General features: G+C 65.4%; 18 protein-coding genes. 6 read left to right on the top strand and 12 right to left on the bottom strand.

All coding sequences use genetic code 11. The features are described from left to right. Positions 1-88 precede the first annotated feature (88 nt). From REH65_RS24790 to REH65_RS24775, 4 genes are all read right to left on the bottom strand, one after another. A complete protein-coding gene (locus REH65_RS24790) occupies positions 89-838 on the bottom strand; it encodes an SDR family oxidoreductase (protein ID WP_406689287.1) in 750 nt (249 codons plus the stop codon). Between the two features lie 216 nt (positions 839-1,054). Continuing rightward, a complete protein-coding gene (locus REH65_RS24785) occupies positions 1,055-1,825 on the bottom strand; it encodes an SRPBCC family protein (RefSeq protein ID WP_406689286.1) in 771 nt (256 codons plus the stop codon). Positions 1,826-1,882: 57 nt separating this feature from the next. Next, positions 1,883-3,049 carry an FAD-dependent monooxygenase gene (locus REH65_RS24780; protein ID WP_406689285.1) on the bottom strand — a complete coding sequence of 389 codons (1,167 nt, stop codon included), beginning with the start codon at positions 3,047-3,049 and terminating at the stop codon, positions 1,883-1,885. Between the two features lie 251 nt (positions 3,050-3,300). Next, positions 3,301-5,676 (bottom strand): xanthine dehydrogenase family protein molybdopterin-binding subunit, encoded by a 2,376-nt coding sequence (locus REH65_RS24775; protein WP_406689284.1) that lies wholly within the window; start codon positions 5,674-5,676, stop codon positions 3,301-3,303. A gap of 161 nt (positions 5,677-5,837) precedes the next feature. On the opposite strand from REH65_RS24775, the gene REH65_RS24770 reads away from it, so the two are divergent. Continuing rightward, positions 5,838-6,917 carry an alpha/beta hydrolase family protein gene (locus REH65_RS24770; RefSeq protein ID WP_406689283.1) on the top strand — a complete coding sequence of 360 codons (1,080 nt, stop codon included), beginning with the start codon at positions 5,838-5,840 and terminating at the stop codon, positions 6,915-6,917. A gap of 40 nt (positions 6,918-6,957) precedes the next feature. Beyond that, positions 6,958-7,308, top strand: coding sequence for a cupin domain-containing protein (locus REH65_RS24765; RefSeq protein WP_406689282.1), 351 nt, complete (start codon positions 6,958-6,960; stop codon positions 7,306-7,308). A gap of 1,098 nt (positions 7,309-8,406) precedes the next feature. On the opposite strand, the gene REH65_RS24760 is transcribed toward REH65_RS24765, so the two are convergent. Beyond that, complete coding sequence (locus REH65_RS24760; RefSeq protein ID WP_406689281.1) at positions 8,407-9,342, bottom strand: glycosyl hydrolase family 32; 936 nt, start codon at positions 9,340-9,342, stop codon at positions 8,407-8,409. A gap of 142 nt (positions 9,343-9,484) precedes the next feature. Then, positions 9,485-10,528, bottom strand: coding sequence for a LacI family DNA-binding transcriptional regulator (locus tag REH65_RS24755; protein ID WP_406689280.1), 1,044 nt, complete (start codon positions 10,526-10,528; stop codon positions 9,485-9,487). A gap of 119 nt (positions 10,529-10,647) precedes the next feature. Here REH65_RS24755 and REH65_RS24750 point away from each other — a divergent pair, with 119 nt between their 5' ends. Beyond that, positions 10,648-11,772, top strand: a complete 1,125-nt coding sequence (locus REH65_RS24750) for a serine hydrolase domain-containing protein (RefSeq protein ID WP_406689279.1) — start codon at positions 10,648-10,650, stop codon at positions 11,770-11,772. A 27-nt stretch (positions 11,773-11,799) separates the two neighbouring features. Beyond that, complete coding sequence (locus tag REH65_RS24745) at positions 11,800-12,771, top strand: alpha/beta hydrolase (RefSeq protein WP_406689278.1); 972 nt, start codon at positions 11,800-11,802, stop codon at positions 12,769-12,771. A 70-nt stretch (positions 12,772-12,841) separates the two neighbouring features. On the opposite strand, the gene REH65_RS24740 is transcribed toward REH65_RS24745, so the two are convergent. After that, positions 12,842-14,359 carry a serine hydrolase domain-containing protein gene (locus REH65_RS24740; protein ID WP_406689277.1) on the bottom strand — a complete coding sequence of 506 codons (1,518 nt, stop codon included), beginning with the start codon at positions 14,357-14,359 and terminating at the stop codon, positions 12,842-12,844. A gap of 420 nt (positions 14,360-14,779) precedes the next feature. Between REH65_RS24740 and REH65_RS24735 the strand changes: the two genes are divergently transcribed. Then, positions 14,780-16,075, top strand: coding sequence for an MFS transporter (locus tag REH65_RS24735; RefSeq protein ID WP_406689276.1), 1,296 nt, complete (start codon positions 14,780-14,782; stop codon positions 16,073-16,075). Between the two features lie 45 nt (positions 16,076-16,120). Next, on the top strand, positions 16,121-17,500 hold the full coding sequence (locus REH65_RS24730) for an alpha/beta hydrolase (RefSeq protein WP_406689275.1): 1,380 nt from the start codon (positions 16,121-16,123) through the stop codon (positions 17,498-17,500). Positions 17,501-17,864: 364 nt separating this feature from the next. On the opposite strand, the gene REH65_RS24725 is transcribed toward REH65_RS24730, so the two are convergent. The 5 genes from REH65_RS24725 to REH65_RS24705 form a co-directional block, all read right to left on the bottom strand. Further along, positions 17,865-18,818, bottom strand: coding sequence for a M23 family metallopeptidase (locus REH65_RS24725; protein ID WP_406689274.1), 954 nt, complete (start codon positions 18,816-18,818; stop codon positions 17,865-17,867). 7 nt (positions 18,819-18,825) lie between these two features. Continuing rightward, positions 18,826-19,869, bottom strand: a complete 1,044-nt coding sequence (locus REH65_RS24720; RefSeq protein ID WP_406689273.1) for a replication-relaxation family protein — start codon at positions 19,867-19,869, stop codon at positions 18,826-18,828. 80 nt (positions 19,870-19,949) lie between these two features. Continuing rightward, positions 19,950-22,433: a type IV secretory system conjugative DNA transfer family protein gene (locus REH65_RS24715; RefSeq protein ID WP_406689272.1), complete on the bottom strand. Its 2,484-nt coding sequence runs from the start codon at positions 22,431-22,433 to the stop codon at positions 19,950-19,952. Positions 22,434-22,480: 47 nt separating this feature from the next. After that, positions 22,481-23,299 carry a GP88 family protein gene (locus REH65_RS24710; protein WP_406689271.1) on the bottom strand — a complete coding sequence of 273 codons (819 nt, stop codon included), beginning with the start codon at positions 23,297-23,299 and terminating at the stop codon, positions 22,481-22,483. An 88-nt stretch (positions 23,300-23,387) separates the two neighbouring features. Then, the gene (locus REH65_RS24705; RefSeq protein WP_406689270.1) at positions 23,388-23,777 is read right to left on the bottom strand and encodes a hypothetical protein; all 390 of its coding nucleotides are present in this window, start codon (positions 23,775-23,777) and stop codon (positions 23,388-23,390) included. Positions 23,778-23,954 lie beyond the last annotated feature (177 nt).

Raw genomic sequence — 23,954 nt, 5'->3', positions numbered from 1 at the left:
TACGACATGGCCTCCTTCACGCGCCTACACCGGCTACGACGCAGCGACGCTGATTGGCACGCTCAATAGATACCATTCCGCGCATTGCTTACCCGGCTAGCCACCCGCCATCAACGGGAATAGAGGTTCCTGTCGTGTGGCGGGCGGCTGGCGAGCACAGGTGGGCCACGAGCTCGGCTATCTCTTCGGCACTGACCAATTCTTTGATCGCTGCTCCGCCGAGCATGACGTCCTCGACAATTCGCTCCGGAGTGGTGTTGTACAGGTGCGCCTGACGGTTGGCCAGGTCGTATGTCAGTGGGGTTTCGACCCATGCCGGTGCGATGCAGTTCGATGTCACACCGTGCTTGGCTCCCTCCAGGGCAATCGTCTTCGACAAGCCCTCAACCCCATGCTTCGCCGCGACATAGGCCCCTTTTCGCACGTCGCCAAGCACTCCGCGGATCGACGTAACGTGTACAAATCGGCCCCACCCCCGGGCATACATTCCCGGCAGCACCGCCCGTGTGATACGGAACGGAGCCAGCAGCATCACCGTCAGCAGTCGGTCGAACTCCGCTGGCGGAAACTCATCCAGAAGTGCGAGATGCTGCACGCCCGCGTTATTGACGACGATGTCTGCCTCAAGACCCTCCAGCGCGGACTCAACCATCCCCAAATCTGCCAGATCCACAAAGAGTGCCTCGCCGCCGATCTCCTCGGCAATCTGCTTTGCACCGTCAGAGCGAACGTCCAGTACCACCACGCGAGCTCCGGCAAACGCCAGACGCCGAGCGCATACGGCACCAATACCGCTGGCACCACCGGTCACCAACGCAGTTTTTCCGTACAGATTCATCAAACAGCCCCTAAGCAGTCCGTCATAACCGTATGGCCGGGTTTAGCCCGACGAGCGCCGCGGTAAACGGATCCACCTTCGGCCTTTGTTCATGCGCACGTCAACGTGGCCGATAGCCTGATGGACGACCTTCCCAGCTGGAACCCTTACTCTCGGGAGTCCTTATGCTCGCCATACCGGCAGTCGGCTAGTTCGCCACGGGTCAGGTGCCGACCATCATTCTGTCGCACTTGCAGAGCGTGAGCTCTCAGAGTTGAAGAGACCGAGTGAGTATCCTGCGGCGAACGCCCCAATCCCAGCAGCAACAACAGCGACAACGGACGAACGTGCCCCCGATGCAGCCGCAGTCACGCTGACGACACCAGCAACGACGCTCACCAGGGCAACCGCTCGTCGGGATACTGACGGCAATCGGTTCTTCGACACGCCCCTCGCCAACTTAAGTACATCAAGCGTGTCACACTCTTCGTGCACCCGTCGTGATGCCGCCGACTCGCCGACTTGGCTTGGCACGCTCGTGCCGGACGAATCTTCCTCACCGCTCTGGGAAGCCAACAGCTTTCCGAGCCGCTGGGCGAATGTGCCGATGATTCCGGCAGCTGCATCCTGTACGACACCCTGACCGAATTGTGCAAGCTTGCCGGTGATGTTTAGGTCGGTCTGCACGAGGATCTTTGATCCAGAACCCTCGGGCACGAGACTCGCGGTAATATTAGCTGCAACGTTCCCTTGTCCACGTGCATCTTTTCCGGTGGCCTTGATGACTGCCCGGTGGGATTCCTCATTCCGTTCGACGAACTCGGCCACACCCTTGTACTCAGCTGTGATCGGGCCAACTTTGATCTTTGCTTTTCCTTCGAAGATGTCACCGTCGGCTGCGGTGATCTTCGCACCCGGCAAGCATGGTGCGATCTGTTCGAGGTCAAGCAACACGGGCCATGCTTCAGCTGGCGGAACAGGAAGCGTCACTTCGTTTTCGATGAGCATTACCGAACCCCTTTGTCCTTATACCCTGGCTTTCTATTTCTACGACAATCCAGCTACCTATGCTGATTCAGGTAGGCCGAATCGAAATTCCGGGCGCCCCGGCGGGAACTCACCACCGTGCTGTAGACGTGCCGCCATTTTGCGAACCTTGCCAAGATACGCCTGCCCGACAGCGAGCTGATTGGCTTCCCACTCCTTAATCCGCTCCGGTCGTTGCTGCGGCGAGGTCGACAAAGCTTCTGCCAGTGTCCACGCGTCATGCGCGGCCTTGGCCGAACCGGCGGCAGCGTGCGGCCGCGGCGTGATTGCCGCGTCCCCTGCTAGAGCGACCCGGCCGAACACAGTGGCCTTTGGGGCGGCATCGTTGACCACCGTGACGAAGGGCTGATCCGCCCCGGTCACCATTTCCTGGAAGGGTGGTGTAAGTACCTTGCTGCGTTCGTGCAACGTCCTTTTCAACCGCGGGCAGAGCACATGTGAATGCACCGATACGGGCAGGCGTATGCCATTGCAATCGGTCATAACCTCGTCCAGCTCGCGCCCTTCGGGAATGTTCCAGTACCACTGGAAGTTTAGACGCTTCACGTCGGTCTCCTTCTCCCCTGGAATCGGGTACGCGATCAAATGCCCGTCTGGAAGAAGACCATACGTGAATGCGTCGTCGAAATATCCCCAAGTATTTTCGGAGACATCGCCCTGGTAAACGAGACCGCGCCACGTGACATAGCCAGCGTATTGCGGAGTCAGGCCCATTAGTCGTTGCCGGACAACCGACATGCCTCCATCGGCGCCCACCGCGAAGCATGCGGACGCATCACTGCCGTCAGCGAAGCGCAACTGTACCGAACGCTCGTCCTGATCCAGACCGACCAGCGACTTGCCGAGGTGATAGCGCTCTCGGCCGAAGAGATCAAGCAGCCGAGTATAGACACTGTCAAAGCTGGTGAACCGCCACGATGCGGAGACAGACCCCCGCTCTTCTCCCGTCGCAGCATCCACGTAACGCATCGAGGCGGAAGGGACGCTGATCGACTCGATCTGCGTACCGTGTTCCACCAGGTAACGAACGAGCTCAGGCTGCACGACGATGCCGTTTCCGAACCCGGACAACGGGTTACGCGAACGCTCGTACACGTCCACGTCGAATCCTGCGTCACGCAGCAGCAGAGCCGTGGTAAGACCGCAGATCGAGCCTCCGATTACCGCGATGCGCGAGATGTCCATACTTCACCTACCTTGACACGGTTTCGGTTTCCTCGTTCCGGTGCATGTAACTCTCTCCCGATACAAGCAACCGCACTATTGCACTGACGAACAACTCAGCCCTGATTGCTGTGTATCTCCTGACATCGCCGGAAGGCGCGACACGGTCGCACGTGGCAATGCGCTCGTGCCGGCCCCGGCCACCGAGCCCATCCTCGATGGCGTAATCGCGAAGACGCCGGGCCAGATTCGGGTGGTTATGAGGGGGTAAGTCAGTTGTCGTGTTCGTGCGCCGCGCGACATCGCATGAAGATGTCTTCGGGACGCAGGGGCAGACGGTCGCTGTGCGGCCCACCGCCGACTGCATCGTCGACGGCGCTCGCCACGGCGGCGCCGACGGCGATCAGGCCGACTTCGCCCAACCCCTTCGCACCGAGCGGATTATCCAGTGAGGGCGCATGTTCAGTGATGAAGATGTCGATGTCCGGCATCTCTTGCGCGGTCGGCAGCAAGTAGTCCATGAATGAGGTTGCGGTCGGCTGGCCGTCGTCCTCGTAGGTGAATTCCTCGTAGAGGGCGCCGCCGATGCCTTGGACGGCCGCACCGATCATCTGGCCGCGAGTCGTCATCGGGTTGACGACTCGCCCCGCCTCCGTGGTCGTAAGAAAGCGACGGAACTCGTGACCACCGGTTTCCGGGTCGATCTCGAGCTGCACAAGCGTGACACCGTACGGGTAGTTCATCAGATTGTTCCGGTACGCCGCATCCGCACGCAGGCCCGGTTGATCATCGACGGACCGTGCAGTGAATGGGTCCCAACGCTCGGCGATCTCGAACAAGCTGAGCCCAGCGTCCGCACCCTTGACGCTGATCGCTCCATCAACCAGATGGAGATCGTCTTCAGACGCTTCCAGCATGCTGCTAGCCAGGCGTTTCGCCTTCTCGACGACCTGGATTGCCGCTTGCCGTGCGGCGCCGCCGGCCAGCACTGTCGAGCGGCTCGACCACGAGCCGACTCCGTCCGGAACCAGCTCGGTGTCACTATGCTCGACATCGACAACTGCGGGGTCGATCTGGAGCTGCTCTGCGACGATCTGCGCCAGAACTGTTTCGACTCCCTGCCCCACCGAGGAAGCTCCGGTTAGCACGCGGACGCGACCGGCAGGGCTGATTTCGACCGATCCTGTCTCGTAGAGACCGAGCCCCCCTTTGTCCATCAGCACGCCAAGGCCGACTCCCACGTATCGTCCCTCGTTGCGCAGGGATTCCGCTTCGGTAACCCACTCGTCCCACTTGGCCTCAGCCAACGCGCGATCGAGGTGATCGACTACGTCGCCGGAGTCGAAGTGGAACGGCTCGTGCACCATGGTCACACCAGGCGACCAGGGAAGGTCGCTCTCGCGCAAAAGGTTTCGTCGTCGGATCTCGATGCGGCTGACGCCGACTGCAATCGCGGCGAGATCGAGAAGCCGTTCCCGCGCAAAGGTCGACTCGAAGCGCCCAGGTCCCCGGTAGGCGGCTAGCGGCGTCTTGTTCGTGAACACAGCGTGCAATGTCGCCTCGTAGGACGGGACTCGGTACGGACCGCACACAATGCCGGCTGTGATATCGCTGACCAGCGGCTCGGTCTGCCGGAAGAACGCGCCGTGATTGTGGAAGATCTCATCCCGCAAGGCGAGAATCTCACCGGCGCCGTTCAACGCGAGCTCCATACGGTGCACCTGCTCGCGCGCGTGTGAGGTGGCGACCATGTGTTCCTGGCGGTCCTCGACCCACTTAACCGGCTTCCGAAGGTGCCGCGCAGCCCAGGCGGCCACGACGTACTCCGGGAAGACATCGCCCTTGACGCCGAAGTTCCCGCCGATCTCCACGTGGCGCATGCGGATGCTCGTCTCGGGCATGCCGAGTATACGCGCGAGGATGCGCATGTTCCCGTGAACATGGACGGTGCCCCACATGTAAAGGACGTCTCGACCCGGATCGGGCTGGACGACACAGTTGCGGGTCTCCATCGGGACGCCGGAATGCCTTCCGACAGTGTAATCGTGGCGCACGACGTGCGCAGCGTCCGCAAACGCCTGGGCGACTTCACCGTAAGTCTTCTCGATTCGCGCGCCCTCATTGCCGAAACCGGGAAACAGGTCGACTTCCGATTCCACCGCCTCGACCGGATCCAGTAGAACAGGCAGCGATTCATAGTCGACGTCGACCAGCTCCGCCGCATCCTCGGCCGAATAGGGGTCGTCAGCCAGTACCGCCGCAACCGGCTGGCCGACGTAAAGCACCCGGTCCACGGCCAGCACAGGGTGGGTGAATGCCTCGAGGTCCGGATAGATCTCGTGGAAGCCGGCTTCCTCCAATGGGATGGTGCCGAGGCTCGCGAGGTCGTCTCCGGTCAACACGAGACGGACACCGGGCTGTTCCCTGGCCTGCTCCACGTCGACGGCGGCGATCCGTGCGTGCGCGTGGGTCGACCGGACGATCCGCAAGTGTAGCTGGCCGGGAAGGTCAACATCGCCAGCAAAGCTCGCTGCGGCCGTAAGCAGGCGGTGGTCCTCACGCCGCCGCACCGGCTGGCCGATGAAACGCATCGAGCGGCGCTGGTCATCCGCTTGACCTGTACTGACTGACTTCGTCGTATCCGCCATTATCCCATTATCTCGGCAGGTGCCGTCGCCAGCGTGTGCAGAGAACAACAAAAAGCCCGGACGAATCAGCGCTGTGTGCAAACGCGCACCACCGCTCCACTCCCCACAATGTCGAAGACATGCCCTCTACCAGGCTTCACAGAACTCACTCAGGGAGCACCGTGTCCACTACCGATGGCGGCGTACGCTCGGAGCCGCATGAGCCCACCCCGGAGCAGGAAATGCTGAACTGGGGTCGCCTGATCCTCGACGGCGTCCCGTTCGCCGATCTCGTTGGGGCGCGCAACCGTCCTGGTGATCTCAGTTGGCTGGACTATTGGATGGGCCGCGCCACTGAATACGAGGAGCTCGCGGAGAGGGCCCTCGCCGAAGAACATCGCCGATCGGCTGGCGAGTACTTCTACCTCGGCACTCTCGCCGCCCAGTATGCGCAGTTCCTGTGGTTCGGGTCAGAGCGTGCTGCGGCACAGGAGCGCAAGGCCGCGCTGTACCGCAAGGCCGCGACCTTGCTCGATCCACCTGCCCATCATGTCGACCTGACCATCGATGGGGTACCGGTGCGGGTGTACGTCCGCGTTCCCGATCGGCCAGCGCCATACCCAGCTGTGGTGTTGCTCGGCGGCCTGGAAAGCACCAAGGAAGAGAGCCGCCAGATGGAGGACCTTCTGCTGGCGCGTGGGATGGCGACCGTGACGTTCGACGGCCCGGGCCAGGGTGAGGTCTTCCCTTTCCGGGCGCTCTCGGCTGATTTCGAAACCTTCACCTCTGCCGTCGTCGACCACCTCATCAGCAGGGAAGACATCGACTCCTCCGCTATCGGTGTGCTGGGGCGCAGTCTCGGTGGCAATTACGCCCTCAAGTCCGCTGCCTGCGATGACCGCATCGCGGCATGCGTGTCCTGGGGAGGCTTTTCGGACATGGATTCGTGGGACGCCGAGACTCCCCTGACCAAGGAGAGCTGGCGTTACGTGAGTAAGGTCGCGACCCTAGAGGAAGCCCGTGACCACGTTCAAAAGGCCACGGAGACCCGCCATGTCCTCGGTAACATCCGATGCCCCACCTACATCCTGCACGGTGTCTATGACGAGGTACCCGTGACATTCGTGGACACCGTTCGCGAACACATCACGAACGCCCCGCTCACCATCGTGGTTGAGAACCAGGGTGACCACTGCTGTCACAACCTCGGCGTCCGCCCCCGACTGCAGATGGCCGATTGGATGCACGACCAGCTCTCGTAACAACTCGGTTCACCGCTGTTGTGAAAGGAAGGTCCAACCGATGACCGCGATCCGTTCCGTCACGACATCCAACGCCCCGTTGGAGGCCTGGCAGCCTGAAGGAGTGACGATCCTCGAAGCCAACCCCGACGGGCACGGATTCACGCTCGCAGAGCAAGCATCCGGCCCTACTTTCGCCACCGGGGTGTTCGCCTGCCAACCGTCGGTAACGACCTACGAACTCACGGCCAACGAGATCATCTATGTCGTCGAGGGATCCGTCAGCATCGCTCTCGATGACCACGAGGCGGTCGAACTGACCGTTGGTGACCTGGCGTTTCTTCCCAAGGGTCATCTATCCACCTGGACATTCCACGCTCCCTTCAAAGAAGTGTGGTTCCTGGTCGAATGATCCATACTCCGCCATACCTCTACTGATACAGCGTGCTTGGTTGTCAACGGAAAGCAGGTTGCGGCCCCGCCCGGATTGACGTTCGGGGCGGGGCCTCATTGCCCCGCCGACGCAGGGGCCTTGGTAGCCGTTTCGTTGGCGACGCCTCTCTCGTGCACGGGATGCGTGCGGTGAAGTTCCGATCAACAGGCCAGGACTCTCCACCGACGCATTCGTTTCGACTGTCCAGTTCGGACCCGGACAGATACCAGTCCGTCATCCGGAGAAAGTCCGCCAGGGACACATCATCCTCGCTGACGCGACCGACTCGGATCCCCTAGCGTAAGTGGTCTTCCCTGACATAGGCGCTCTTCACGTTTTGCCTCGACGACCTACCCATTCACTGTCACGTTCACCCGTGACGCGGAAATTGGCGCACACCGACGACCAGCAATGACAGCTACGTAGCCCTCCACGGGCCCGGTAGATCAGTTTCATCAGCCTTCCTCGTCGACGGGCCCCGCATCCAACATCAAGCGGTAACGGGACGTGTATGTGTCACCGGCGGTCGTCGCATCAAGCTCGACCGAGTACAAAAACCCCAGCTCGGTGGTGGTCGAGTTGCCTATCGCATCCCAAGCTCAACAACTCCAAAAGTCATCCCAAAAAATGCGAAAGCCCCGACCTAACGCCCCCGCAGCAGCTCAACCTAGATCCACACCGCAACGCAAAACGGCACGCTGACCTGCACCTGCGTGCATGTCAGCGTGCTGCTCAACCGGCCGGGACGACGGTGTGTGCCTCAGGACATCGGAATGAGGTGACTCGCTCGCGTCGGAATGGGATGTCTTAGATCACAAGAGCGCTTCCCTGCAGTCAAGGACCGAGTTTTCGGGCCTCGGACACTCTTTTACTCACGGCCCTTCTTGCCCCGTGATCAGAGCCCCTCATCGCTGACCGCGGACTCGTTCTGCCAGTATTCGGCGATGGGGGTTCGCCTCGGAGCCCTAGCAGCGTCTGAGCCAGGTTCTTGGATTCCAGCGGTCGTCGCAACACCTAGGTAATGGTGGGGTTGGTGGCTGGATTCTCGACGTCCGTAGTGGCGGCCCTGGAAATTTTTCAGCTGAGTTCGAGTTGTCCGTTGGCCCAATGAACGGGAAGGGGGTCGACGATGTTTCCGGTGAACTTCGGCCCGGGCAAGCCGGTGGCGAACGCCAGGAGCACCTCGGTCCCGTTGCCGTCACGGGCGATTCGTCCGCTGTAGAGATCCTCGGACGTCAGCTGTTCAGCTCGACGGAGGTCGATGGCCTCGCCTGCGGCGGGCGCCCACCACACGCCGCCGGCTCCTCCTCGCAGACGCCGCGCCTCGGTGAGGGTTTCCTGCGCGGTGGAGAAGATGAGCGCCTCGGATCCACCACCGACCGACACCAGCTGCGGAACTTCCAGGTGCCCGAACCCCATGCCGGGCTCGGTCAGCGGAGGCAGCACTTCCCACTCCTCCAGGTCTGTGGAGACGGCGTGGCCGACGACACCGCGATCGTCGTCCGGCCCTTCGTTGGAACGCGCGGTGATCAGCATGTGCCAGCGGCCATCAGCTCCGAAGTACACCCACGGGTCGCGCCAGGCCTCTTCTGGCCAGGTCGAGGTGCCACGGCGTTCGTACCAGCGGCCATCGGCGGACAGCGCGAAGTCAGTCCGCTTCGTCCAGGTGAACAGGTCGCGCGAGGTCGCCAGTGCGATGGTCTGGGTGTTGCCCTCCGCATCCCAGACCGAGCCGGTGTAGTACATCCGCCAAAGCCCGTCGGGCCCGCACACCACGGACCCGGTCCAGGTCGCGGTCTCGTCGATCGCACCAGCTCGACCGGGTTCGAGCACGGTTCCGCATTCTTCCCACGTCACCAGGTCCGTCGAGGTGGCGTGGCCGATGGTGGCGTTGCGGTGACGAAGTTCCGCGTCACCGAGCGATTTCGGGGCCTGGAGGAAGAACATGTGGTGCACGCCTTCGGAGAAGGCGAACCAGAAGTCCCAGATCCAGCGATCTTCCGGAGCGAACAAGGCGGAGCAGTCCTTTCAGTCCACAATGCTGCAGGCAGCGCCCGACTGGATGGACGGTCGAGGAATCTGCCGTACTAAATCGGTTTATAAAGCATGGACAAGAGACGCCCGCCATGTCAAGCAGCAGTGGTTCGGCGGCCGATCAGGCCGATCGCTTGGTGGAACCCCGGACTTGCAGACGCATCGGCTCGAGATATTCCCCCGGCTCGACCTCGCTAAGCGCGAGCTCGACCGCGCGACGCCCCATCTCCTCGAACGGCAGCGCCACGGTCGTCAGACCGGGGCGCAGGAAGTTGACGATCTCGTCGTCGTCGAAGGAGACGATGGACACGTCGTCGGGAATGCTCACCCTCGCTTCCCGGAACGCTTCGTAGGCCCCTGCGGCGATGGCGTCGTTGAGCGCCACGACCGCATTCACAGGCGCCGAGCCGGCCAATGCCCGACCGGCGGCCTCATATCCGCTCTCGGCGTCCCAGGACATCGAATCGAGCTCCACGCGCACGACCTCGGCGCCGCCCTCCTGGAGGTTGCTGCAGAGGCTCTCGACGCGCCGACGGACCTGCACGGTCGCGCGGGCCCGGAGATCGGACTCCGCCGGGATCCCGAGCAGGTGCACCCGCCGATGCCCAAGATCGAGCAGGTGCCGCGCAGCCTGCCGAGCACCATCGGTCTCGTCGGGCAGGACGGCGGCGCAGTCCCCGTCCGGGCTGACGCCGTTGAGCAGCACGACCGGGACGGTCGGGCGGCGTTCCGGCAGGCTCGCGTGGCCGGTGACGGTGGCGATCACCAACGCGTCGACCCGCCGGTCGAGCAGTGCTTCGAGAGCCCGGTCCTGCTCGGCCGGCTCCCCTTCGGTCTCGGTGACGAACATCGTGTGGTCCCGCTCGCGCGCCGCACGCAGTGCGCCGCGGATCATCGGGCCCGCATACCGGGTCGAGGCGACTCGGTCCGAGACGAACCCGATCGTCAGCGACTTCTCCGTGCGCAGTCCTCGCGCCATGAGGTTCGGGCGGTAGCCGAGCTCCTCCGCCGCGGCGAAGACGCGACGATGCGCGTCCTCGCTCAGCCCTGTGCCCGCCCTGCCGTTCAGGATCAACGAGGCGGCAGTGACGGACAGGCCAGCACGAGACGCGACATCGGACAACGTGACCCTCGAGCTCATCGCACCATCTTCCCGCACGACCACCCCGTTCCGGCAGTCGCCCCGCTTGACACCCCAACACCCCGCAGGCAGAGTCGACAACAGCCTAAATGGATTTAGCCCACGGAGTCACCCGGGCCGACACAGACGGAGGAGCAGGGGCAGTGCAGATCGAGGGGTATGTGTCACCGGGTTTCGAGCCCGTCGCGGACGCCTTCGCGGAGAACTTCACCGTGCGCGGTGATCGGGGCGCGGCGTGCGCGGTGATGATCGACGGTGAGCTCGTCGTGGACATCCACGGCGGTGCGGCCACGGCGGGCAAGCCGTGGAACACCGCGACACGGAGCGTGGTGTTCTCCGTGAGCAAGGGCGTGACGACGATCTGCTTGCTCATGGCCGCCGAACGCGGGCTCGTCGACCTCGACGAGCCCGTCGCGACCTATTGGCCGGAGTTCGGCGCCCGCGGCAAGGACATGGTGACCGTGCGCGAGCTGCTCGCCCACCGCACCGGGCTGATCGCGCCGGAACACGACCACACCGCCGACGACGTCGAGAAGTGGTTCCCGGTCGTGGACGGGCTCGCCGCGCAGGATCCGATGTGGACGCCGGGCACGACCTTCGCCTACCACCCGCTCACGTTCGGGTGGCTCGCCGGCGAGGTGCTCCGCCGCGCGACGGGCAAGCGCCCAGCCGAATGGCTCGCGCAGGAGATCACCGGCCCGCTCGGACTGCGCACGACCTTCGGTACCGCCCCGAACGATCCGGATCTCGCCCCGATCCTTCCGCCCACCACCGCGGGCTACGGCATCCCCGGCTCCGTCGAAGAGCTCGGACTGCAGGAACGTTCGATGGGCATGGGCGGCGCGTTCTCCGGTGACCCGTTCCTGGCCTTCAACACCGAAACCTGCCTGCGCGCGGAAATTCCGGCCGCGAACCTAGTGACCAGCGCCCGGGATCTCGCCACCCTCTACTCCGCGACCGTCAGCGACGTCGACGGAGTTCGGCTGACCGGTTCGGAGATCATCGCGCGTGCCCGCGAACCGATCTCGTCCGGAGCCCCGTTCTTCGGCCCGGACCAGGGCAACGTGTGGGCGACCGGGTTCATGGTGCACTCCCGCCGCCGTGGGATGGCAGGCCCCGGGAGCTTCGGCCACGACGGTGCAGGTGGCCAACTCGCGTTCGCGCACCCGGATCTGCGGCTCGGCTTCGGCTACCAGACCGTCCAGGCCGGTGGCGACGACGACCTCCGCTCCGAGATCCTCTCCACCGCACTGCGCGCCTGCCTCTGACCACACAACACGATCACAGGAGTTCCCATGCCAGTCGACCCCGCCCTCACGCCGTTCCTGCCCTTCCCGAGCATGCCCGCCGAACTCGACATCGCCGCATTCCGCGCGCAGGACGAAGAAACCGGTCCGGCCCTCATGGAGCAGGTCGCCGAGGCCGGACCCGCGGTGGCCGAGCACCGCATCATCGAGATCCCCGTCACCGACGGCTCGATCGAGCTGGCGGTGTACCGCCCGGATGCCTCCGGCCCGCTGCCCGTGCACCTCTACTTCCACGGCGGCGGCTGGGTCGCAGGCTCCGCGCTGAGCCCCGCCACAGACGTCATCGCCCGGGAGCGCGCCGTCGGCGCCACCTGCGTCACGGTCGCGGTCAACTACCGCAAGGCGCCCGAGCACCCCTTCCCTGTCGCGCTGCACGACTGCCAGGCGGCGTTGAAGTGGGCGCTCGACCACGCCGCCGAGCTGAGCATCGATCCTCACGTCATCACGCTCGGCGGAGGCTCCGCCGGCGGCAACCTCGCCGCGGCCCTTGCGCTCAAGCTACGCGACGAGAACGGCCCGGCGATCGCCCTGCAACTGCTTGAGGTGCCCGCCCTCGACCTGACCATGAAGCTCCCGTCGCACTCCGACCCCGAGCTCCGGACCCGGTACGCCCTCAGCGGCGCCGACGCCGAGCGCATGGTCCCGATGTACCTCGGCGAGGACGGCGACCCTCGCGACCCGTACGCCTCGCCACTGCACGCCGCCGACGTGTCAGGCCTGGCACCGGCCTACATCATGTCCGCCGAGTTCGACCTGCTCTGCGACGACGGCGCGGCCTACGCGGAGAAGCTTCAGAATGCCGGGGTGCCCGCGCGCTTCTCGCTGCAAGCCGGGCACGTCCACGGCTCCTCGGCGTTCACCAAGGTCATGCCCAGCGCACGTGCCTGGCGGGAAGAAGCACTGCACGTACTCCGCCAGGCCAACACCCGAGCGCTGGCCTGGAGCAACCCGACGGACTGAAGCGCAAGCAACCCCCGGCTCCTGTGTGGTGGTGCCGCGTCCCCACGGCACCACCACACCAGAACTGCCTTCAACGAATCACGATCCGCCGCACGTTGGTGACGGTGCCGCTCTCGGTGGCGTCCCGGTTGACCGCCCGGAGCAGCACGTCGATCCGACCGCCGCGGCGCCACGCGTCCCGGGCCGCCGCGGTCAACGGCAACCGCATCTCCAATCGCTCCCCCGCCAACATCTGATAGTCGCGAGTTTCCGACGTGGCGTCGCTGCCCAACGTTCCGCTGCACGTGGTCAGCGGGCCGAGATGACGTGGCGGGCAGCTAATCGGAACCAGCAGCTGTCCTTCCACGACCGTCAGGCGTTCACCGATGAGGGTGGCGCGTGCGCGGGCCGGACCCACCGGCGGCAGCTCGGGCTGGACCACGCCGCCCGCGGTGAAGAACGGATCCTCGGTCCCGCCGCCGTACCTGCGGTGCTCGACATCCTCTCCAGGCGGGACGTGTGGTGTGGGCACGGGCTCCTCGAGAGCACCGAGCACCATGTCGTGAAACTTCCGGCGTGACTCCCCCGATGTCGGTTGGGATGTCGCGTCGTCGACGCCAGTGCGGACCGTCATGATGCCCTGGCTCGGGAAGACGTCGACGAGCTGACCACCTGCACCGTTGAACTCCCACATGTCCGGTGGCAGCCCCAGGAACGGTTGTTCCGCCCCGTTGCACTCCGCGACCGCGTGGCGCCAGATAAGATCCGCGTAGCAGGGATACGGTTCCGTCGGGCGCACGGCGTCCTGAACGTATTCGCGCGAGAGCAGGCGTTGACCGTTCCACACGCCGTCGCGGCGCAGCAGCTCCCCGATGCGGGCGTAGTCGTCGGCACGCATGAACATGCCGTAGTAGCCCGCTGTGTGGCCCTCGGCGTCGCGCACCCAGCTCCACCGTTCCCGCGGAATGCCGATGGGACCGAGCAGTTCGGCCTGCGCGTAGTCCTGGAAGTCGCGGCCGGAGGCGCGGGTGACGGAGTCGGCGAGCAGCGAGACACCGCTCTGCCAGTAGTTGTAGTACTCCCCCGGCCGGTGGATCAACGGCACGGTGAGGGCGTCACGCACGCGGTCGGGCATGGCGAGGTTGAAGTCGCGGCTCAGGGTCTGCTCGTTCCCCGATGTCATGGTGGCCAGATTGCGCATGTCGAGACGCCCGTGCGCCGCGTCGGCCTCGGGATATAGCGAGCCCACAGGGTCGGAGGGCGACATAAGCCCCTGTGTCCAGGCGCGGCCGAAGACCATCGACGTTACCGACTTGGCCACCGAGAAGGACTGCGTCGGCACTGCCCGGCTCTCCGGGTTGACCGCGTCCTCGGCGACCAGGCATCCGTTCCGGTAGATGCGCACGGCCCCGGACCCGGCGGCCTGCGCGAACGCGACGGCTTCCCGCAGCTTCCCGGCGTCGAAGCCCGCCTCCTCGGGCGTGGCCCGTTGCCAGATCGCGCCCGGTTCACTGCATTGCTCGGGCTCCTGCGGCTCGCCGGATCGGGAATCCGAAGCGGGCCGCACGCCCGCCTCGAACGCGGTCCCCTGAGTGCTGCCCAGGACCACCAACAGTGCTGCGGCGACCGCAGCCCCTCTGACGGGAATTCTCATGCCGGACCTCCTGCCCAGTGGATGGCATTGGACGCGCACGGGCCAGGGCACGAGAAGGCGCGGGAGTACCTCGGGGGCGCCGTCGGCCAGTGCTTCGCGGGATGACCGCGGTTGAAGGACTTGGAACCGGGATCGACGCGGGAGAGCAACGCTGGAGCGTTGTGTCGATCAGGGATGCAGAACGTGAGCTACATCCTTTTAGCACGGGCTTTCCGGCAGTAGCAAGACTTCGCCGCTAACGCCCGAGAGGCCCGAACCCAGCCGCGGACAAGGCTTGACAGGGGCCGTCCGAGTAGCTCAAGCTTCCCTGCTAAATCCATTTAGCCACATTTGGATCCGCCCTGCCTCTTCCCGACCGGGCTCAAAGGAGAACCCATGTCATCAGCAGGAACCCCGGCGCGTCGCCCGAACCAGTGGAGAGTGGGCACCGTCTCGGGGATGGCCTCCTACATCGACGGCGCCGCGCTCGCGGCATACGCCACGGCCATCGTGCTCTACCAGCAACCTCTCGGCCTCACCGGCACAGACATCGGCGTGCTCTCGGCCATCCTCACGCTCGGCGTCGCGATCGGTGCGGCCGTCGGCGGGCGCCTGGGTGATGCGCTCGGTCGGCGATCCGTCTTCCTCGTCACGATGGTTCTCATCGTGCTCAGCTCGGGCGCCCTCGTGTTCGGTACCGCGTTCCCGCTGCTCGTAGTGGCTACCGCCGCACTCGGCTTCGCGGTCGGAGCGGATCTGCCCGTGTCGATCGCGACGATCGCCGAGGCCGCGACCGAGGAGAACCGCGGCAAGCTCGTCAGCTTCTCCCAAACGCTCTGGTTCGCCGGTCAGCTCATCAGCATTCTGCTGTCGGCCCTCGTGGGCGGTCTGGGGCGGTTCGGCGGCCAGATCCTCTTCGCGCACGTCGGCATCGCCGCCCTGATCATCCTCATCCTCCGGCTGAGCCTGCCCGAATCGCAGGAGTGGCTCGCCGCGCGGGACGAGCGCCGCTCCGGGGCCACCACGCTTCGCGCGCAACGGGTCGGGATCGCCGACGTGCTCAAGGACCGGGTGCTGCTTGTGCCGTTCCTCGCGCTGATGGTGTTCTACACGGCGATCACCGTCGGCGGGAACACCTTCGGCCAGTTCAGCTCCTACATCGCGATCAACGTCGCGCACACGTCGGTGCAAGCTTTGTCGACGGCCAACCTCATCGTCGGACTTCCGCTGGGACTCGTCTGCGCGCTGGTGTTCATGCGCGTCGCCGACACGCGGTTCCGGATGAAGGCCTACCTCATCGGGTTCGTTGCCTGGATCTCCGCGTACTCAGTTCCGATCGCGTTCGGCTTCTCGTTGCCGACGCTGACCATCACCATCGCCTTCGGCACGATCGCGGGCGGGCTCGCCGGTGAGGCCATCATGCGCGTGTGGTCGCAAGAGACGTTCCCGACCCTGGTACGCGCGAGCGTACAGGGCGCGGTGCTCGCGATCGCCCGCATCGCCTCGGCCGGCGTCGCCCTCGTCGCACCGCAGTTGCTCACCGCGCCCAGGCTCTTCTTCCTCTCCCTCGCCGCGACCGCCGCGATCGGGCTGGTCGTGGGATGGATCGCATTCCACAAGGGACGGATCAACGCGTTCAAGGTGGAGGCCCAGGACGTCTCAGTGGCCGAATTCGACCACGAACGCAGCTGACCCTACCTCGACCCCGCTCATGACTTGATCTTCCGAAGGACGTCCATGAGTTTCCCAATATTTTCAAGGCGACCGCACGCTCGCGCCGCCCTGGTTCCCCTTCTCCTCGCCGTTCTCGCAGGCTCCGCGTCGCCTGAACCCGCGGCGGCTGACGACTCACTCGCCGCGCCCGGCACCGTTCCGGCTGCAGGCGCGTCGATCACCGACGAGAAGTGGCTCACCACGCGCACTCTCGAGCTGACCGTGTCCACCTCGACGTTCACCTCGCCGACGAAGGTGGAGGTGATGTTCCCGACCGGGTACTCGGACGAACAAGCGCGCCGGTGGCCCGCCACCTACTACCTGAACGGAACCAACGGCGACCAGACCTGGTTCCGCACCGTCTACGACGGTGAGGCCAAGACGGCCTCCTATCCCTCTCTCATCGTCGCTCCTGCCGGCCACGCTGGGTACTGGAGCGACTGGTACAACAACGGCAACGGGGGGCCACCGGAGTACGAGACCTTCGTGATCCGGCAGCTGATCCCGCTGATCGACGCGAACTTCCGCACCAGCTCCGGTCGCGCCCACCGTGGCGTCCTCGGCGAGTCGATGGGCGGATACGGCACCCTCATGCTCGCAGCACGCCATCCGGATCTCTTCGCCGCCGCGTCGAGCCTCTCGGGAGCCGTGGACACCAACTTCGCTCCGGGCACGGCCGCACTCACCGCCAGCCCCGCGTTCGACCTCTCCCCACCCGACTCCATCTACGGACCCCGAGCCACCGAAGAGGTCCGCTGGCGCGGTCACAACCCGACCGACCTCGCGGCCAACCTCCGGCCCGTCGACCTCCAGCTCTACACCGGCAACGGCGTGCCCGATTCCCGCGAGATCGGCGACGTTCCCGCCTTGTGCGCGGTGGAGTCCGGAATCATCGAGCCGGAAACAAGAAACCTCCACAACGCCCTCGTCGGTCTCGGCATCACCCACGAGCTCAAGACCTACAATTGGGGCTGCCACACGCCGTCACAGATCCGACAAGAGATCACCGACAGCCTGCCCCGCTTCGCCGACCTCTTCGCCCGTCCGGATGCCGCACCGGCGAGTTTCGACTACAGCTCCATCGAACCGCATTTCGAGGTCTTCGGCTGGTCGATGCAGGCCGATCCGAACCGCGCTCTGGAGTTCCTACACCTGCACGACGTCAGCGAAACCGGATTACGGATCACCGGGAGCGGTACTACCACCGTCGCCACACCGCCGCTGTTCCAGGGATTCGCGACCGTAACCGTGACCGTCGACGGGGTTGCGACCACAGTACGGCCTGACCAGACCGGCCGGATCAGTTTCACCGCCGATTTAGGCCCGGCGAACCGGCAACAGCAGTACACCGCCAGCAGCGACAACGACTTCCACACCGCCGCCATAACGTTCACACGGGAGTAGGGCTGCGGGCGCACTTCCGCGAATCAGCGCGGAAACGTCATGACCTGTGGCCTCTGCCAGCTGCTTCCGAGGCGTTCTGCCCCTTCCCGCCCCTCGTTCCTCCTGCGGGTGCCGCTTTGGGAGCAGGTCAAGTCCCTGTCAGTGCATCAATGAGGAGACCGACGAGCCGTTGGGCCTGTTCTCTGGTGCTGTGTGCGCGTACTGACGACACCACCGACGAGGAGCCGGACATCATCGGGGGCAACACCGGTTCGCAGGCTGCCGTCCCGGGCGCCGGCTCGAGGAGCGTGGCGACAACGCCGGGCAGCAGCGTGCGGTCCTGAGCGTACGGTCAGCCAGTCATGCCACCAATCCGTAATCCCCGTCATTGGCACAGCGGTGTTCCTTGTTGCTGTTCATAGAACGCAACGGGGTCCGAAGCGCTGCTGCCAACATCGACCTGGAAGTGCAGGTGCGGCCCGGTCGACTCACCCCGGTTGCCGACCTCGGCGATCGCCTGGCCCGCGTGGATTTCCTGGCCTGTCTGGACGAGGTTCCGGTTGTTGTGCCCGTAGGTGGTGATCACGTTGTTCGCGTGCCGGATGCGTATCCAGAGCCCGTAGCCGGTGGCTGGTCCGGAGTCGATGACGTTGCCGCCTGAGGCGGCAACGATCGGAGTCCCGATAGGTGCAGCGATGTCCTGCCCCCGGTGGAATTCCCCGTCGCGTGGCCCGAACCCCGAACTACATCTCCCACTCACTGGCACGGCCCACCTCTGCTGAGACGTGCTTTGTTCCGCGGCGTTGTAGACATCTGCTTGGTTGAGGACCTTACGTACGTACCAGTGGGCGTGGTTGTAGGTGAAGATCGCGCCGTAGAGGTCGCGGCCGTCGCGTGCTCCGGATTCGCAGAGGTATGCGGCGGCGGTGTAGATCGCGTCGTGCGGGTTGTACCGCGAGGGTGGTGTGCTGCCGCCGGGCGGGGGCGGGTGTTCCGCGATGACGGAGTCGAAGGTGGGTTGGAGGAACTGCATCGGTCCGCCTGCGTGGGCGAAGTTTTCTCCGCTGTGGACCCCGTCGTCGTTGAGGCGTCCGTGGTCGGTCTCGACCTTGCCAATGGCGGCGAGGGTGCTCCAGTCCAGCCCGGGACAGGTCGGTGCAGCTTGTTGGTAGAGCGTGAGGTAGTTGCCGGGGATGTCGGCAAGTGCGGCAGGGCTGGGTTGGCTGGCTGCGTAGCCGCCTCCGCCGAGAACGGCGGAGACGACTCCGGAGGCTGCAGCCGCGATGATCACGGTTAGGGCAACGAGTGCGCCGATCGCAGTGGCCGCAATTTTGGCCATGCAGGGATCACCTCGGGTTCCAGGTCAGCTCGCTGGGTTGCCAGGGCGGAGTCGGCGTGGGCGGGCTCAAGCGCGGAACGGGGCTGGGTTCGGTGCCGCTGGTGTCCGCGGAGCTGGTCGGTGCTTCCAGGTGGGGCCAGGCCGAGAGCAGGCTGATCAGGCGGTGGCGGCCGCCGTCGGCGTGGTGCAAGGGAAGCCATATGTCGTGGGCAGGGCTTCCTGCCGTGCGGAGGTGTTCGGCGGTGGTGGTGGCAATCGGTAGTGCTTGCCGCTGCGGATCAGTGCGTAGGTGCTCAACGAGTTGTCGTCGGGCGTGCGCTTCCCGGGCTGCGGTGGCGAAGACCGCGAGCAGCGGGGTGACGATATTGGTCGCGGCGGCGAGACTGGTGTAGCCGGGCAGTTTCGAGACGAACCGGCTGAGTTGGTAGCTGCCGGTGTCCCATTCGAGGAACCATTCGATCTCCCGCCCGGCTTCGTGCCAGCGTCCGTATCCGTCGGGGCGGACGTGGTCACCGAAGTGCCGGCCACAGCGGGCTTCGGACCACCATGCGGTCACGGTCTGGTCCTGGGTGGTGTTGGTGAGCGCGTCGGCCAGCAGGGTGGTGAAGAAGTTGTTGACGCCCATGAGATGGGCCAGCCGCAAGCTGTAGGCGATGCCCACCGATCGTTCTGGCCGGAACTTCAGGTCCTTGGGGTCGAGCCCGTCTTCGTGGGCCAGTAGGTGGGCGCCGGTGGTGTCCAGGACGTAGTACATGGGGGCTCGGCCGCGGCCAATGTAGGGCTGGAAGCGGTCCAGCACCCGCCAGGTGTGGAGCTTTTGCAGCCGGTGGTTCGCTGAGCGGCGGGAGCCGAAGGCGATCGCCGCGATCTGTGGAGAGGTGAGCACCCGGTGCTCGGCCACCATGCGGGCCAGCCATCGGTCACGGGTGGTGAGGTGTGCAGCGACATTGGTTTGATGCTCGGCAGAGGCGGCGAGGCGCAGGCTCGGCCGCTGCGGTATCGGAGCGCGCAGGTCGCGTTGCTGGTGCTGGTGCTGGTGCTGGTCGAACACAATCGTTCCCCCTTGGGCGGGTGCAGACATAAGGGAGGGCGGTTCTCTCTGTTGGGAGGACCGCCCTGCGGCGTGCGAGGTCATGCGCGGCGTGGGTCTGTGCCGGTGGTTGCTGACTGGTCGCCGGCGTCCACGGTTCGGGAGGCTAATGGGCGGGTGTGGGCCGCGGCGGCTATGCGCACGGCCTTGGAGCGCCCGGGAATGGCTGGCGGCAGCGGTTGGGTCGTCACGGTGAACGGCTGGGTTTCCTCGCCGCCGACGACCAGTCGCGCGGCTGCGTGGTACACCCCCAGGTGCGCGAGGTCGTGCTCGGATACTCGCGGTGCGGTGTGGCGAGCGAGTTCGCGTGCGTCCTCGGGCGAGGCGTTAAAAACGATCTTGCTGCGGGCGTTGGTGGAGATGCCTTCCTTGAGGTCCTTGGGAAGTTGACCCAGGTGCTGATGGGCCAGCGTCATGCTCAGCCGGTAGCCGCGGGCTTCGGCGAGCATGTCCTCCATCGCATACGGCAGGTTGAGGAAGTTGTGCGCCTCGTCGACATACAGTCCGGCGTCGCGGCGTTCGCGCTGGGCCAGTGCTGCGCGGGCGGTCGTGGCTTGCCAGACTCGCGCCACGATCAGCGATCCCAGCAGCCGCGTGGTGTCCTCACCAAGACGTCCCTTGGGGATACGCACCAGACAAAGTCCACCATCCAACGCTTCGCCCAAATCCACTGTGGATGGTCCTGCGGCGACAGCCTTGACCACGAATGACCGCAACAAGAAGGCGCGGAGCTTGTTCAGCAGGGGCGCGGTCGCTTGGGCGCGAGCCGCATCCGACAGTTGGTCGTACCAGTCCCAGAACCCTCGCAGCGTCGGGTCGTCGGACACCCGATCCCGGTGCCGCGCCCGCGTGGCCGGGTCGGTGAGCAGTTGCGGCAAGGTGGCCAGCGTGGGCGTGTCTGAGGCGGCCCGCAGGGTTAGGCACCCGGCGCGGAGGATGTCCTCGGTGCGCGGCCCCCAGGCCGAGGCGAACACTCGGGAGAACACGGACACGAGGTGGTCGATTGCCGATTCCTTCGGCCCTTCCAGGGGGTTCAGGCACGGGGTCGGTCCGCGGGAGTCGGCGTCGAAGAGCACGACCTTGTCTGCGGCGTGTGCGGGGAGCCGCTGCAGGACGTCGGTGATCAGGTCGCCCTTGGGGTCGATGACCACCGCCCCGCGCCCGTACTCGGCGTCGGCGAGGATCATCCGCGCCAACATCGTCGACTTCCCCGATCCCGTGGCCCCGAGGACATGTAGGTGGTGCCGCGCGTCGGAGACCTGCAGCCCCACCGGGCGGGCGTGGCCGGTGTCGGAGATCCCGACCGGGCGGATCAGCTCGCCCTCGGTCGGCGTGTTCGGCGGGGGCGGTACCGCCCGCGCTCCGGCGCGGGCCAAGCCCGGCAGCGCCTCGTCGGTGGGCAAGTGGGCCACGGCCGCCAGCTCCGGTACCGACAGCAGGTCACCCCGCCGCAGGCGCCGACGCGCCAGGCTGCGCACGGGGTCGCGCAACCGTCGACGGCGGTAATGGTTGTGTTCAGTGAACCCGGAGAACGCGCTCGCGATGGCGTGGGCGCGGCCCCGGACCTGCTCACACACCCGCGCGACCTGCTCCCCGGGGGTGTCGATCGGCACCGTCGTGGCCACCGCGTAGCGGATCAGCGTTTCCCACTGCGCCCCACGCTGCTTGGCCACGATGGCGCGGTTCTGCGCCTGGAACTCCAACGAAGTCTGCGGGTCCAGCTTCGGCTGGCCGTTGGACGGCTTCGTGCCCGAGGGGCCCGGCGTGAGCAGGTCGAGCAACCGGCCTACCAGGTGCGTTGACCGCCCGGCGTTGAGATGGCGGGCCGACCGCCGAGCCTGCTTCACCCGACGACCGGTGACCGGACGCGTCAGGACCTGCACACACGCGGTGTCGTGCACACCGAGCCCCACAGGAGCGCCCAACAGGGCACGAATGGGGTCCGCGTCAAAGTCGGAGCGGATCGGCAACGCTTCCGACCGCGCCAGGAGCAGCGTGCCGGCGGTGACCAGTTGCCGGCGCCCCTCGATGGGTGTCGTGGGCACTGGCGGGCCGGTCTCGTGGGTGCGGGTGTGTGCTCCGGGCCAGGCGGCTTCGACAGCGCGCTCCACCATGCCCGGAGGCACCGCGCCCGGCACCCACAGCCGGATCTGCACTCCGTCGTGCCCAAACACGTACTCCCAGGCCAGATGCGGTTGCCCGGTGGTCGCCCGTTGCACCATCGGCCGCACGAGCCCGACCAGGTTCGACCACATCGCCTCAGCCCCGTCCGGGTCGACCGTTGGAGGAGCCAAGATGGTGATCATCCGAGACCGCTCGTGCAGCGCATCCTGGCAACGCAGGAACCACCACCGCCGCAGCAAACCCAGCCCGGTCGCCACAAGCACGATCGCGGGGACCGCGATCAACCCCCAGGCCTGCAGCCACGACCACACCTGGTCCAGCACCGCCTGAATCACGCCCCACGGATCAGTCAGCAACCTCCCCAGCGGGCTGTCTATGACGGACGGAATTGCGAGATCCATGAGCGGAAAGCTCCCTACTGTCACAAGAGAGGTCGGATTTGGCGCGATCAAGCGGCCTGCTCGTCTGAATCCGGCCCGATGCGGCGGCGAGACGACGGAGCACTGGTGATCGAGCAAACCGTTGCGCGAGCTCGCCTGCGTCGGTGCGCGTCGACTTCAGCCTGCCACTCCGAAAACCGACGCCCCGCTAGCTTTTTCATAAAGTGCGGGATGTTGTTTGCGGAGACACCCACCAGGCGGGGACCGAGCACCGCGAGTAAGTCCGAGGCTTCCTGAGAGGACCACCCCGCCTCGTCGATGGCGTCCTCATCCGGGAAGACATCGGCCACGCGATCCACCGCGGGGTCCAGCAGCGCGTCCTGCATCCCGCCGTAGCTGTAGACCCACAGGAAGTTCTCCGGCCGGTCCGGCTCCACCACCGTTTTGAACCGCCGAACTTCCTTGGTGTAGGCGTAGAAATTGGTGTCCGGACGCGCTCGCATGATGCGAAGCCAAGACTCCAGGTAGGGCGTGCTGAAGAAGTCGCCGCTGTCGTGGATTCTGACCCAGCTGCCGCGGAATTTCGGTGCGGCCAGCTCGGTGAGCATGGCCTGTTTCCATCCGGCCAGGTCGTCAAGCACGAACCGCAGGTTCGACTCGTGCTTGGCCCGCACCGCAGGCCAGGTGTAGGTGCCGTGGCGGGCGTAACAGACCTGCCGGCAGATGCCCGCCGAGGGACAGGTGTTGTAGGTGCGTCCGTCAGGAAGTCGTCCGGCCCAAGCGGGCAAGGACCAGTTGTGCACGCCGATGGCACGCATTTCCCGGTTCTGAGTCAGCAGCCGGCGCGGGCGCCCGGCGGATGAAGGCACGTGTTCAGATGAAGACATGCGCGTCCTCCACAGGAATAGGAAGAAATTCAAAAACAAGACAAAAGGTCCACAGTGGATCTGTTAAGCGAGGAAGGGAGCTTCGCTCCTACGCTGGATCGTCGTCGCAGCGAGACTGGAATGGGGCGTCGGTCTGGACGTTGTCCGAACGTCGGTGCCGGTGGCGTCGGCGGTAGCAGTCGAGGTTGACGACCTTGGTGTGGGCACCGTCATCGTCGACGGTCACGAGCTGGGCGCACTCGACGCCCTTCCGGCGGCGGACGTACCGCACGCACACGTGGACCAGTGCACGCACGCCGAAGACGGCCACGGCGCCGATGAGGTATCCGGAAATCACGACCACTGCGCAGGCAATCCAGATCACCGCCATCACTCCGGCCGCCAGCGCGAAGACGGAGAGGAAGTCGTGGACGACAATGCCCAGGAACGAACCGACTGCGTCCTGGTCGAGGACCGCGGTGGCAAGCTGTGAGAACACGGGAGATTCCTCCTAGTTCGCCTCAGTCGTCGAGAAGAAGATCTTGAGAACTGCCGATCTCGGCGAATTCACCTGTCTCGTCGGTGGATTCGGACAGCGATGCCAGTTCGGCAGGGTCTGTTGCAGGAAGTCCCCGAAGTTTGTGAAGGCCGGAGGTGGTGTGGAGTAGCTGCAGGC

Source organism: Saccharopolyspora sp. ID03-671, from assembly GCF_045278815.1.
Classification (GTDB): Bacteria; Actinomycetota; Actinomycetes; order Mycobacteriales; family Pseudonocardiaceae; genus Saccharopolyspora; species Saccharopolyspora ipomoeae.
The sequence above is the reverse complement of the archived record's forward strand: the minus strand, read 5'-3'. Positions and strand labels throughout refer to the sequence as shown.

Bases quoted from the DNA above. Each gene is read 5' to 3' on its own strand.
- REH65_RS24730 (WP_406689275.1), top strand. From the start codon at position 16,121: ATGAGTTTCCCAATATTTTCAAGGCGACCGCACGCTCGCGCCGCCCTG.
- REH65_RS24765 (WP_406689282.1), top strand. From the start codon at position 6,958: ATGACCGCGATCCGTTCCGTCACGACATCCAACGCCCCGTTGGAGGCC.
- REH65_RS24790 (WP_406689287.1), bottom strand. From the start codon at position 838: ATGAATCTGTACGGAAAAACTGCGTTGGTGACCGGTGGTGCCAGCGGT.
- REH65_RS24735 (WP_406689276.1), top strand. From the start codon at position 14,780: ATGTCATCAGCAGGAACCCCGGCGCGTCGCCCGAACCAGTGGAGAGTG.
- REH65_RS24775 (WP_406689284.1), bottom strand. From the start codon at position 5,676: ATGGCGGATACGACGAAGTCAGTCAGTACAGGTCAAGCGGATGACCAG.
- REH65_RS24745 (WP_406689278.1), top strand. From the start codon at position 11,800: ATGCCAGTCGACCCCGCCCTCACGCCGTTCCTGCCCTTCCCGAGCATG.
- REH65_RS24780 (WP_406689285.1), bottom strand. From the start codon at position 3,049: ATGGACATCTCGCGCATCGCGGTAATCGGAGGCTCGATCTGCGGTCTT.
- REH65_RS24715 (WP_406689272.1), bottom strand. From the start codon at position 22,433: ATGGATCTCGCAATTCCGTCCGTCATAGACAGCCCGCTGGGGAGGTTG.
- REH65_RS24710 (WP_406689271.1), bottom strand. From the start codon at position 23,299: ATGTCTTCATCTGAACACGTGCCTTCATCCGCCGGGCGCCCGCGCCGG.
- REH65_RS24785 (WP_406689286.1), bottom strand. From the start codon at position 1,825: ATGCTCATCGAAAACGAAGTGACGCTTCCTGTTCCGCCAGCTGAAGCA.
- REH65_RS24725 (WP_406689274.1), bottom strand. From the start codon at position 18,818: ATGGCCAAAATTGCGGCCACTGCGATCGGCGCACTCGTTGCCCTAACC.